This is a genomic window from Halobacterium hubeiense (assembly GCF_001488575.1).
Classification (GTDB): Archaea; Halobacteriota; Halobacteria; order Halobacteriales; family Halobacteriaceae; genus Halobacterium; species Halobacterium hubeiense.
Genome location: NZ_LN831302.1, coordinates 1,357,710 through 1,368,767 on the forward strand (window position 1 = coordinate 1,357,710; position 11,058 = coordinate 1,368,767).

At 69.0% G+C, this 11,058-nt stretch carries 12 protein-coding genes; 7 read left to right on the plus strand and 5 right to left on the minus strand.

The features are described from left to right. The first annotated feature begins 16 nt into the window (after positions 1-16). The gene (locus HHUB_RS07005; protein WP_059056918.1) at positions 17-592 is read left to right on the plus strand and encodes a DNA-3-methyladenine glycosylase family protein; all 576 of its coding nucleotides are present in this window, start codon (positions 17-19) and stop codon (positions 590-592) included. On the opposite strand, the gene HHUB_RS07010 is transcribed toward HHUB_RS07005, so the two are convergent. Both HHUB_RS07010 and HHUB_RS07015 read right to left on the minus strand, forming a co-directional pair. After that, entirely contained in the window at positions 593-1,681 is a 1,089-nt protein-coding gene (locus tag HHUB_RS07010) for a putative sulfate/molybdate transporter (protein WP_059056919.1), read from the minus strand. Between the two features lie 85 nt (positions 1,682-1,766). Next, positions 1,767-3,086, minus strand: coding sequence for a putative ATP-dependent zinc protease (locus HHUB_RS07015; RefSeq protein WP_059056920.1), 1,320 nt, complete (start codon positions 3,084-3,086; stop codon positions 1,767-1,769). An 85-nt stretch (positions 3,087-3,171) separates the two neighbouring features. Between HHUB_RS07015 and HHUB_RS07020 the strand changes: the two genes are divergently transcribed. From HHUB_RS07020 to HHUB_RS07045, 6 genes are all read left to right on the plus strand, one after another. After that, a complete protein-coding gene (locus HHUB_RS07020; protein WP_059056921.1) occupies positions 3,172-4,191 on the plus strand; it encodes a succinylglutamate desuccinylase/aspartoacylase family protein in 1,020 nt (339 codons plus the stop codon). A 166-nt stretch (positions 4,192-4,357) separates the two neighbouring features. After that, on the plus strand, positions 4,358-5,320 hold the full coding sequence (locus HHUB_RS07025; RefSeq protein WP_059056922.1) for a WD40/YVTN/BNR-like repeat-containing protein: 963 nt from the start codon (positions 4,358-4,360) through the stop codon (positions 5,318-5,320). Positions 5,321-5,468: 148 nt separating this feature from the next. Further along, entirely contained in the window at positions 5,469-5,861 is a 393-nt protein-coding gene (sdhC, locus tag HHUB_RS07030) for a succinate dehydrogenase, cytochrome b556 subunit (RefSeq protein ID WP_059056923.1), read from the plus strand. A gap of 2 nt (positions 5,862-5,863) precedes the next feature. Beyond that, complete coding sequence (locus tag HHUB_RS07035) at positions 5,864-6,226, plus strand: succinate dehydrogenase hydrophobic membrane anchor subunit (protein WP_059056924.1); 363 nt, start codon at positions 5,864-5,866, stop codon at positions 6,224-6,226. Between the two features lies 1 nt (position 6,227). After that, complete coding sequence (locus tag HHUB_RS07040; protein ID WP_059056925.1) at positions 6,228-7,097, plus strand: succinate dehydrogenase/fumarate reductase iron-sulfur subunit; 870 nt, start codon at positions 6,228-6,230, stop codon at positions 7,095-7,097. 1 nt (position 7,098) lies between these two features. Further along, positions 7,099-8,931, plus strand: coding sequence for an FAD-binding protein (locus HHUB_RS07045; RefSeq protein ID WP_059056926.1), 1,833 nt, complete (start codon positions 7,099-7,101; stop codon positions 8,929-8,931). Positions 8,932-8,982: 51 nt separating this feature from the next. Here the strand turns inward: HHUB_RS07045 and HHUB_RS07050 are convergent, their stop codons facing one another. Genes HHUB_RS07050 through purD form a run of 3 tightly spaced genes read right to left on the minus strand, consistent with a single transcriptional unit; the run spans position 8,983 to position 11,024 of the window. Beyond that, positions 8,983-9,177: a XapX domain-containing protein gene (locus HHUB_RS07050; RefSeq protein WP_059056927.1), complete on the minus strand. Its 195-nt coding sequence runs from the start codon at positions 9,175-9,177 to the stop codon at positions 8,983-8,985. A 45-nt stretch (positions 9,178-9,222) separates the two neighbouring features. Beyond that, positions 9,223-9,678: a ferritin-like domain-containing protein gene (locus HHUB_RS07055; protein ID WP_059056928.1), complete on the minus strand. Its 456-nt coding sequence runs from the start codon at positions 9,676-9,678 to the stop codon at positions 9,223-9,225. Positions 9,679-9,737: 59 nt separating this feature from the next. Continuing rightward, on the minus strand, positions 9,738-11,024 hold the full coding sequence (gene purD, locus HHUB_RS07060; RefSeq protein ID WP_059056929.1) for a phosphoribosylamine--glycine ligase: 1,287 nt from the start codon (positions 11,022-11,024) through the stop codon (positions 9,738-9,740). Positions 11,025-11,058 lie beyond the last annotated feature (34 nt).

The following is an 11,058-nucleotide window of genomic DNA, read 5'->3' on the forward strand; positions in this document are numbered from 1 at the left end:
GCGACTTCCCCCCGACATGACCGACCCGCACGACGTACTCCGCGACGACCCCGAGTTGGAACCGCTCGTCGACGAGCACGGCAAACTCGAACTCGACCCCGCCGACGACCCGTTCGAGCGCCTCGTCGTCTCCATCGTCCGCCAGCAGGTGTCGATGGACGCCGCCGCGGCCATCCGCGAGCGGCTCTTCGACGCCGTCGAGGTGACGCCCGAAGGCGTCGCCGGCGCCGACCCCGAGGTGCTTCGGGACGCCGGCCTCTCCAGTCAGAAGACCGACTACGTGCGGAACGTCGCCGACGCGTTCATCGAACGCGACTGGGAGCGCGAATCCTTCGCGGACCTCGGCGACGACGAGGTGCGCGCACAACTCACGTCGATTACGGGCGTCGGCGACTGGACCGCGGAGATGTTCCTGATGTTCGGACTCGGGCGCGAGGACGTCTTCCCGGTCGGCGACCTCGGCATCCGGAAGGGGATGCAGGCGCTGTACGGCGAGGAGACGACGCGCGCGGAGATGCGCGAGGTCGCACAGCGCTGGCGGCCGTACCGGTCGTACGCGTCGCTGTACGTCTGGCGGGCCTACGAGGGGTAGCTACGCGAGCCGGCGGTACGCGTGGTCGGCGAGCAGGCCGCCGACGAACGCGACGCCGACGCCCGCGAGGAGGCCGACGACGCCGACGCCGAGCGTGAGGGCGTACTGGTCGGTGTCGAGGCTGGTGTGCGCGAGCTGGGCGGCGACGGCGGCGAGCACGACGCCGAGCATCGCGACCGGGAACGCCGAGACGACGCCGACCGCGAACACCGCCGCGAGCACGTAGAGCGCGCCGAGGACGACGTTCGCGGCGGCGGTGCGCGCGCCGAACGCGTACTTGCCGGCGACGCCGCCGCTCCCGTGGCACATCGGAATCGCGCCCAGCGGCACCGCGAGGAGGTTCATCACGCCCATGCTGGTCGCGAGGTCGTCGGCCGTAGCGTCCGAGTCGAAGTACTCGCCGAGCAACAGCGCGGTGGCGACCGCGGCGTTCCCGACGGACATCGCGAGCTGTCCGACAGCGGCCTGTACGGTCCCGACGTCGAGGAGGACGGCGGGCGACGGGAGCGCGAGCGCGAACGCGGGCACCGCGGGGGAGACGCCCCCATTTTCGACGAGCGCGAGCGCGGCGCCAACGCCGACGACGGCGAGCGCGCTGGCGCGCACCGAGACGACCGCGACGACAGCGGCGACCGCGACCGCCGCGCCGGCGAGCGCGAGGTCCGTCGCGGCGAGGTCGAAGGCGGTCTCGAAGAGCACGAGCGCGACCGCGAGCTGGACGCCGCGGACGACCGGCTGGCCGACGAACCGGCTGACGCGCCCGAGCAGTCCGGTGGCGCCCGCGACCAGTAACGTCCCGCCCGCGAGCAGGCCGGCGGCCGCGAGCCCGCCGGCGGACAGCGACCCCGCGATTGCCAGCGCCGCCAGCGCCTTCATCGGCTCGACGGAGACCGGGACGCCGTACCGCGCGCCCCACGCGACTTGGAAGACGCCGAACCAGACGAGCACGGGCGCCAGCGACACCTCCGAGAGCGCAGCGAGCGCGACGACGACCGGGACGACCGTAACCGAATCCCCTACCGCGCCCGTGAGGTCGCCGGGGAGCTCGACTGCGGCCGTCCGGGCGGCGAATCGCTCCGAGAATGCCATCGTGCACCGGGACGGTTGCCGCGGGCAAGAGTCTGACGCGTGTTCGAAACAGGTTTTCTCGGCGGACGTGAGTGAGTGGTTTTAGTTACTCCTCGTCGTCGGGGGCGTCGACGCGGCGCTTGACGTCGACCTGGTACTCCTGGAGGATGTCCCGGCCGAGCAACAGCGGGTAGTCCATGTGGCCGCGGTCCTCCAGCGACGCGGCGACGGTGTGGCGGTCGCCACCGACGCCGACGACGATGTCCACGACCGGCCGCGACTTCCCGGCCTTCACGCTCCCGGAGCGGACTTTCGTCATCGACTTGATGGGGCCGGCGCCGATTTGGGCGGCGAGCCGGGTGTCGATGCTCGTGCGCGCGGCGCCGGTGTCGGCCTTCGCGACGACGCGCTCGGTGCCGCTCGTCCCGGAGACCAGCACGTCCTCGGTGTAGCCGATGGTCGCGGACGCCTCGCCGGCGGGCCGGGGCTCGGTCGCCACCGAATCGGGCTTGGAGTCGTCGAGCGTCTGCGCGAGCTCGGCGACCCGGTCGTCGTCGACGTCGCCGCCCGCCGTCTCGATGGCGAGCTTCGCGACGTACGGCGCGGGGCTGACACCGGTCGCCTCGAACAGCCCCTTGAACCCGGCCGTGGGGTTGATTTCGAGGAGGTACCAGCCGTCGGTGCCCTCCACGAGGTCGACGCCGGCGTAGTCGAGGCCGATGGCGTCAGCGGCTGTCAGCGCCATCTCGGCGGCCTCCTCGGGCACGTCGTCGACGCCCTCGACGGAGCCGCCGAGCGCGACGTTCGTCCGCCAGTCGTTGTCGGGCGCGTACCGCCGCATCGTCGCGACGATGTCGCCGTCCACGACGTACACGCGGAGGTCGCGGTGGCGGTCGCTGTCCCGCTCGACGAGCTCCTGGAGGAACGCGTACCGGTCGCCCACCCGGGGGTTGACGCGCTCGTCCGCGCTGATTTTCCACGTGCCGCCGCCGTGTGTGCCGATGGCGGTCTTGTAGACGACCTCGTCGCCGTACTTCGCCTTCTCGTCGTTGAGCCGGTCGGCGTCCAGCGCGAGCGTCGCGTCCGGCAGTCGGACGTCGCCGTTCGCGAGCGTGGTCGCAGTCGCGAACTTGTGGAACGCCGTCAGGACGTTCCGCGGGCGGTTCAGCATCGGCCGGAGCTGGCTCAGCGACAGCGCCAGCCCCAGCAGTTCCGCGGGCTGTTCGGTCTTCGAGAGGAGCAGGCGGTTGGCGATGACGTCGACGTACGGGTCGAGCGTCGAGTCGTCGTCCGCGATGTCCACGCAGAGGTTGTCCTCGCGGAGCCACACGCCCGAGTGGCCGAGCGCTTCCACCGCGTTCAGTATCGCCTTCGTCTCCTTGCTGTTGTGGAGGCTGAGTACGCCGACAGAGACAGAGTCGTCCATCCCGTGAACTGACGGCGGGCAGCGACTAAACGGTGCCGACGGTTCGGACGGCCCTGTTTTACGTGTCGCTCGCGAACCTTGGTCCATGACCGACGGGGCGTTCACGTACGACGGCGGCCGGGTGGACCCCGGGGAGCGCGCGGACATCCGGTACACCATCAGCGAGACGTACCTCGGGGACCCGGTCCGCATCCCCGTCTCCATCGTGAACGGCGAACAGCCCGGTCCCACCGTCTTCCTCTCAGCGGCCTCCCACGGCGACGAACTCAACGGCATCGAAGTGGTGCGGGAGGTCTCCCACGAGTGGTCGCACGCCAACCTCCACGGGACGCTGGTGTGTCTGCCCGTGCTGAACGTCCCGGGGTTCGTCACCCAGCAGCGCTACCTCCCCGTCTACGACCGCGACCTGAACCGCTCGTTCCCCGGCAACGACGCCTCGACGAGCGCCAAGCGGATGGCCGACCAGATTTTCCGGAACTTCCTCGCGCCCTGCGACTTCGGGCTGGACTTCCACACCTCGACCCGGGGCCGCACGAACATGCTCCACGTCCGCGCGGACATGACCGACGACGACGTGGTTCGGCTCGCGCGGTCGTTCGGCTCGAACGTCGTCATCGACAGCGAGGGGTCGTCGGGGACGCTCCGCCGCGAGGCGACCGAGGCCGGCGTCCCGACCGTCACCGTGGAGATGGGGGAAGCCCACCGGTTCCAGCGCGGGCTCATCGACCGCGCGCTCGACGGCGTCCACAGCGTGCTCGCGGGGTACGGCATCTATCCGACGGAGGCCGTGGACCTGCCGGCGTGGTGGACCGTCGTCACGACCGACCAGAAGACGTGGATTCGCGCGGACGACGGCGGCCTCGTGGACATGCACTACGAGCGCGGCGACCTCGTCCGCGAGGGCGACGCCATCTGCAGCATCTCGAACCCGTTCAAGACCGACGTCGCGGACGTGGAGGCGCCGTTCACGGGACTGCTCGTCGGGAAACTGGAGAACCCCGTCGTCTACCCGGGGAACCCGCTGGTCCACCTCGTGGAACTCGACGCCGCGACCCAGCGCGCCTACGAGCGGGCCCGCGAGGCGGGGTCCGGGCCGCCGGCCTGACGCCGCGCACGGCGAACGTGTTCGTTTCCGGCCCGAGAGGCATAATATCCTCTAACTATTTACGGAAATAAAATGCTAGAAACCTCGATAAAGAGTCTGAAAGCATCTTAATCCGCGTTAACTGTTCGGAGTTTTTTACTACCCGGGGACGGACGTACGAACTGCGATGTCGGACCACTCGACTCACACCAGACGCAGCATCGTGAAGGCAGTCGGCGCGACCGCCGCGGCCGGCCTGTTCACCGGCGCGGCGAGCGCGGCGACAAGCGACGAGGGCGGACTCGAAGTCGTCGAGTCCCCCACCGCGAGCACGCTCTACGACGTCGAATCCACGACCGCGGGCGCGTTCGCGGTCGGCAGCGGCGGCGTGGTACTCGAACGCACCGCGAACGGCTGGGAGAAGCTCCTCGACGGCGGCCCGACGGGGAACGGAAACAGCGTCTACGGCGCTGACGTGACCGACGACGGGAAGCGGCTGTGGTTCGTCGGCTCCTCCGGCGCCATCGGCGAGTACGACGTCGAAGCCGGCGTCCTCAACGACCACTCCGCGCCCATGGACGTCACGAACAACTTCAACGACGTCTCCGTCACCGGCGAGGCCGGCGAGGCGAACGTCTACGTCGCCGGCGACTCCGGGAAGATGTACTTCTCCTACGAGAACGGCGAGACCGGCTCGTGGGACTACACGACGCCCGGCTCGGGTGCCGCAATCAACGCCGTGGACTTCTTCGACGACCGCAGCGGCCACATCGTCGACGGCAACACCAGCGTGTTCTACACGCGCGACGGCGGCACGTGGGACAAGCTCGGCATCGCGAACGCCAACCACAACTTCTACGGTGTCGACTCGGACGGCTTCGACGACGTCTGGATCTCGGGCGGCGGCGGCACCGTCTACCACTGGAACGGCAGCGAGTGGGTGCGCTCGGACACCGGCGACGCCACCCTCCGCGACGTCGAAGTCGCCGACGGTAGCGGCGCCACGGTCGGCGGCGGCGGGAAGTTCTACGCCTACGACGGCAGCAAGTGGGCGGCCCAGAGCACGCCGACCGGCCAGAACCTGAAGGCGGTGCTGCGCGGCGACACCACCATCGCGGTCGGTGCCGGCGGCACCATCCTCGAAGGCTGACGCCCCGCAGGCGTCCCCGTCGAACGGCCCTCGACCGAACATATTCTCCCGCCGGGGTCGCGGGCGACGCGCGCCCGCCGCCCGCGGTTCGTGCGGCGCGCTCGTGTAGTAACTTCTATGTGCGGAGGGACCACACGCTCCGAATGGTATGAGTCAGTCGTACGACCGAGGCCTCATCGAGGACTTCGGCCGGTGGCGGGAGTTCACGGCCGGGATGTGGGCCTGGGTATTTCACAAGTTCACAGGGTGGGTGCTCATCGGCTACCTGTTCACCCACATCGCCGTCCTGAGCACGTCCATGCAGGGCGCCGAGACGTACAACCAGACGCTGTCCGGGCTGGAGGGGCTGGCGCTGGTCCGGCTGTTGGAGGTCGGCCTGCTGGCGGTCGCCGTCTTCCACATCCTCAACGGCATCCGCCTGCTGTTCGTCGACCTCGGCGTGGGACTGGAATCGCAAGACAAGAGCTTCTACGCGTCGCTCGTGCTGACCGGCGTCATCGTCGTCGCGAGCGTGCCGACGTTCGTCTCGGGGGCGTTCTAACAATGGCACAACGCTACTCCTCGTTCAGTTCGGGTTCGACCGCGTGGCTACTCCAGCGCATCACGGCGGCGTTCCTCGTCGTCGTGCTGGCGTTCCACTTCTTCAACCTCCACTTCGTCACGCACGCCTACGAGATCGAGTTCGCGGGCAGTCAGGCGCGCATGCAGAACGTCGGCTACTTCGTGACGATGATACTGTTCCTGCTGACCGCGACGTTCCACGGCGTCAACGGCGTCTACAACGCGCTGGTCAACCAGGGCATCGACGGCGTCCAGAAGCGCATCGCGCAGGTCGTCCTCGGTGCCGCCGCGCTGTTGCTGGTCGTGCAGGGGATTCGCGTCGCAAACACGCTCGCGGGATTCTAACATGAGTACGCAGACACCCGACACCGACTCCGAGACGGAACAGCCCTCGTCCACGTCGCCGCAGGAGCGGCGGATGGCCGAGAAACAGGCGCGCAAGGAGCAACGCGAGGCCGACGAGGCCGCCGCCGCAAACGAGATTCAGGGCGAGACGGTGGAGCTGAAAGTGTTCCGCTACGACCCCGAGATCGAGGGCAAGGAGGAGCCGCGCTTCGACTCCTTTACCGTGCCCTTCGAGAAGGGGATGACCGTCCTCGACGCGCTCATCTACGCGCGCGACGAGTACGACTCCAGTCTCACCTTCCGGCACTCCTGCCGGCAGGCGGTTTGCGGGTCGGACGCGTTCTTCGTGAACGGCCGCCAGCGGCTCGGCTGTCAGACCCAGATTGCGGACCTCGACGGCCCCGTCCGGGTCGAACCGCTCCCCCACCAGGAGGTCGTCAAGGACCTCGTGGTGGAGATGGACCACTTCTACGACCAGATGGAGTCCGTCGATCCGTTCTTCGACCCCGACGAGACGCCCGACGACGAACTCGAAGAGCAGCGCCAGGACCGCGAGAACCGCGAGAAGGTCAAGCTCTCGACGCGCTGCATCTGGTGTGGCGCGTGCATGTCCTCGTGTAATATCGCCGCGGGCGACAACAAGTACCTCGGCCCGGCGGCCATCAACAAGGCCTACCGCTTCTACATGGACGAGCGCGAGGGCGAGAACAAGCGGCAGGAGCGCCTCGAAATCATCGAGGCCGAACACGGCGTCTGGCGGTGTCAGACCCAGTTCTCGTGTACGAACGTCTGTCCGAAGGACATCCCGCTCACCGAGCACATCCAAGAGCTGAAGCGCGAAGCGGTCAAGCAGAACCTCAAATTCTGGTAACATGTACGAGCACGACGTAATCGTAGTCGGCGGCGGCGGCGCGGGGCTCCGAGCCGCAATCGCCGCCCACGAGGAAGGCGCAGACGTAGCAATCGTCACGAAACTCCACCCGGTGCGCTCGCACACGGGCGCCGCGGAGGGCGGCATCAACGCCGCCCTGCAGGACGGCGACTCCTGGGAGGACCACGCGTACGACACGATGAAGGGGTCGGACTACCTCGGCGACGCCCCCGCAGTCGACACGTTCGCGCAGGACGCCCCCGAGGAGGTCATCCAGCTGGAACACTGGGGGATGCCGTTCTCCCGCGAGGAGGACGGCACGGTCAGCCAGCGGCCGTTCGGCGGCCTCTCCTTCCCGCGGACGACGTACGCGGGCGCCGAGACCGGCCACCACATGCTCCACACGCTGTACGAGCAGGTGGTCAAGCGAGGCATCGAGGTGTACGACGAGTGGTACGTCAGCCAGGTCGCGGTCACGGACGAGGACGACCCCAACGAGCGCGACTGCCACGGCGTCGTCGCGTGGGACGTCCAGAGCGGCGAAATCGCGGGCTTCCGCGCCCGCGACGGCGTGATTCTGGCGACCGGCGGCCTCGGGCAGGCGTTCGACCACACGACGAACGCCGTCGCCAACACCGGTGACGGCGTCGCCATCGCGTACCGCGCTGGCGTCCCGATGGAGGACATGGAGATGATTCAGTTCCACCCGACGACGCTCCCCTCGACGGGCGTCCTCATCAGCGAGGGCGTTCGCGGGGAGGGCGGCATCCTCTACAACTCCGAGGGCGAGCGCTTCATGTTCGAGTACGGGTACGCGACCAACGACGGCGAGCTCGCGTCCCGCGACGTGGTGGCGCGCGCGGAACTCACGGAAGTGCAGGAGGGCCGCGGCGTCGAGGACGAGTACGTCTACCTCGACATGCGCCACCTCGGCGAGGAGCGCATCACCGACCGGCTGGAGAACATCCTCCACCTCGCGCGCGACTTCGAGGGCGTGGACGGCTTGGAGGAGCCGATGCCGGTCAAGCCCGGCCAGCACTACGCGATGGGCGGCATCGAGGTCAACGAGCACGGCGAGACGTGCATCGACGGCCTCTACGCGGCCGGCGAGTGCGCGTGCGTGAGCCTCCACGGCGGCAACCGCCTCGGCGGGAACGCGCTCCCTGAGCTGCTCGTGTTCGGCGCTCGCGCGGGCCGCCACGCCGCGGGCGCGGACATGCCCGAGCCGAAAATCGAGACCGGCCCCGAGCCGGACGCCGAGCGCGAAGACCTCGGCGTGCCGGTCGGCGAGCCCGGCGCGAAGGAAGCCGCCGCCGACGGTGGCGCCGTCGAGAACCCCGCCAGCGACCCGAAGGCGGTCGTCGAAGCGACCGCGGAGACCGAGCGCGAGCGCATCGAGACGCTGCTGGAGCGCGAGGACGGCGTCAACCACGCCGACGTGCGCGCGGACCTCCAGGAGTCGATGACGGAGAACGTCAACGTGTTCCGGGAGGAGGAGAACCTCAAGCAGGCGCTCCGGGACATCCAGGACGCCCGCGAGCGCTACCAGGACGTCTACGTCGCGGACAAGTCCCGGACGTTCAACACCGACCTCCAGCACACCATCGAGACGCGGAACCTGCTGGACGTCGCGGAGGCCATCACGATGGGCGCGCTCGCTCGCGAGGAGTTCCGCGGCGCGCACTGGCGCAAGGAGCATCAGGAGCGCAAGGACGACGAGTACCTCAAGCACACGCTCGTCTCGTGGAACGACGGCGAGCCCGAACTCTGGTACCGCCCGGTCATCCTCGAAGGCGACGAGCAGACCTACGAACCGAAGGTCCGCTCGTACTGACGGCGCTCCGTCTCCGAATCTTTCTCGGCGAGAACGCGACTAGTCCGGCAGCTACACGCCCAGCGCGTCCAGCAGGTCGAAGCCGAAGCCGAAGTGCTTGACGAGCCGGTAGCCCAGCCAGATGCCGACGATGCCCATGACGCCGGCCAGCGACGGCGGCGCGGGAATCGGGATGCGGAGGGACGCGAACACCACGCCGACGGCGATGCCGGTCAGCGTCGCGGCGACGACGAAAGCGACGTTCATGGCCGTAGCTGAGGGCGGGCGGCGGCAAAAGCAGCGCGAAACGCGTCAGTCCGAGCGGTACTCCTTGCGGTAGCCGCGGAACTCCGTGCGGTGGGCTTCCTCGTCGGCGAGAATCGTCACCGCGAGGTCCTCCGTGACGGGGTCGTCGGCGTCCTCGGCGGCGTCGATGAGGTCGCGGTACGTGTCGATCGCGTCCTCCTCGGCGTCGAGCACGCCGTCGATGACCGACAGCACGTCGGTGGTGTCCTCGGGCGGCTGGAGGCTGTGCTGGTGGGCTTCGAACTCCGCGGACGCGGGCGGCTGTTCGTCCAGTTGCTTGAGCCGCTCGCCGAGCTGTTCGGCGTGGGAGAGTTCCTCCTGGATGTCCGTCTGGAGGGACTCCTTGATCTCCTCGGCGCGCACGCCGTCGAGGACGATGGAGTTGGTCATGTAGTTCATCACGGCCTCGATTTCGTCGCCGTACGCCTTCCGTAGCAGTCGCGTGACTTCCTCGCTCGTCATACCGGCGACTACGCGTGGCGGTCTTAAAGAACCAGGTGGCGGTTCCGGATTGGCGAAAGCTACTCGCCGCGGACGTCGTCCATGTGGTCGATGCGCTCCTGCAGCAGCGCGTCCGTGCCGATGTCGCGGCGCACGCGCAGTCCTTCGGGGAGGTCGCCGAGCGCGGCGCTGGCCTCGGCTTCGGCGTCGGGAATCGAGGAGCCGAACCCGACGACGGCGTACGACCGCGACGTGGTGGTGTAGATGCCGTCCTCGCGGGCGTCCACGCTCGCGTAGAACAGCTCGGCGTCGTCGAGGTCGGCGGCGTCGATGGTGACGCGGGTGCCGCCCTCGGGATTCGTCGGGTAGCCGTCGGGGACGACGTACTTGCAGACGGTGGCGACGTCCGCGAACTCGGGGTCCGGGAGCGGGTCGTCGTCGCGGGCCGCCGTGAGCACGTCGATGAGCGGCGTCTCCATCGTCGGGAGCGTGTTCAGCGCCTCGGGGTCGCCGAAGCGCGCGTTGAACTCCACGACCTTCGGGCCGTCGTCGGTGAGCATGAACTGGCCGTAGAGGACGCCGCGGTACTTCGGGAGCGCGTCCACGACGGCTTCCAGCGTGTCAACGCAGGCCTCGTACTCGTCGTCGGTGACGAACGGGAGCGTCCAGTCCGGGCCGGTGTAGCTTCCCATGCCGCCCGTGTTCGCGCCCTCGTCGCCTTCGAGCGCGCGGCCGTGGTCGTGGGCGACCGGCGTCGGCCGGACGTCGCGGTTCGCGACGAACGCCTGCACGGTGACCTCCTCGCCGACGAGGCGCTCCTCGACGACCCACTCGTCGTGCTCGGAGGAACGCACGTAGTCGGCCGCTTCCGCCTTGGACAGTTGGTCGCCGGTGACGCGGACGCCCTTCCCGCCCGTCAGGCCCGCGGGCTTGACGGCGACGTCGCCCTCGACGGACTCGACGTAGTCGGCGGCCGCGTCCGAATCCTCGAACGTCTCGAACGCCGCTTGGCCGGGGACGTCGTGCTCGGCCATGAACTCCCGCTGGAACGTCTTGTCCGTCTCGATGCGGGCGTCGGCCTGCTTCGGGCCGAACGCGTAGACGTCCTCGTCGTCGAGCGCGTCCACGACGCCCGCGGCCAGCGGTCCCTCCGGGCCGACGACGGCGAGCGTCGCGTCCACGTCCAGCGCGTAATCGACGACCGCGTCGGGGTCCTCGGTGTCGAGTTCGCGGAAGCCGTCCGCGAGTTCGGCGATGCCCGGGTTGCGGTTGCCCGCGGCCGCGTACAGTTCGCAGTCGCCCGCGAGTTCGTCGGCGATGGCGTGCTCGCGGCCGCCGCCGCCGACCAGCAGGACTCGTTCGGTCATGTCCGGTGAGAGTAAGCAAGCAAGTGTAAATCTT

Excerpts from the sequence above, each read along its gene's own strand:
- HHUB_RS07020 (WP_059056921.1), top strand. The coding sequence starts at position 3,172 with ATGACCGACGGGGCGTTCACGTACGACGGCGGCCGGGTGGACCCCGGG.
- HHUB_RS07055 (WP_059056928.1), bottom strand. The coding sequence starts at position 9,678 with ATGACGAGCGAGGAAGTCACGCGACTGCTACGGAAGGCGTACGGCGAC.
- HHUB_RS07005 (WP_059056918.1), top strand. The coding sequence starts at position 17 with ATGACCGACCCGCACGACGTACTCCGCGACGACCCCGAGTTGGAACCG.
- HHUB_RS07025 (WP_059056922.1), top strand. The coding sequence starts at position 4,358 with ATGTCGGACCACTCGACTCACACCAGACGCAGCATCGTGAAGGCAGTC.
- sdhC (WP_059056923.1), top strand. The coding sequence starts at position 5,469 with ATGAGTCAGTCGTACGACCGAGGCCTCATCGAGGACTTCGGCCGGTGG.
- HHUB_RS07015 (WP_059056920.1), bottom strand. The coding sequence starts at position 3,086 with ATGGACGACTCTGTCTCTGTCGGCGTACTCAGCCTCCACAACAGCAAG.
- HHUB_RS07035 (WP_059056924.1), top strand. The coding sequence starts at position 5,864 with ATGGCACAACGCTACTCCTCGTTCAGTTCGGGTTCGACCGCGTGGCTA.
- HHUB_RS07010 (WP_059056919.1), bottom strand. The coding sequence starts at position 1,681 with ATGGCATTCTCGGAGCGATTCGCCGCCCGGACGGCCGCAGTCGAGCTC.
- HHUB_RS07050 (WP_059056927.1), bottom strand. The coding sequence starts at position 9,177 with ATGAACGTCGCTTTCGTCGTCGCCGCGACGCTGACCGGCATCGCCGTC.
- HHUB_RS07045 (WP_059056926.1), top strand. The coding sequence starts at position 7,099 with ATGTACGAGCACGACGTAATCGTAGTCGGCGGCGGCGGCGCGGGGCTC.
- purD (WP_059056929.1), bottom strand. The coding sequence starts at position 11,024 with ATGACCGAACGAGTCCTGCTGGTCGGCGGCGGCGGCCGCGAGCACGCC.
- HHUB_RS07040 (WP_059056925.1), top strand. The coding sequence starts at position 6,228 with ATGAGTACGCAGACACCCGACACCGACTCCGAGACGGAACAGCCCTCG.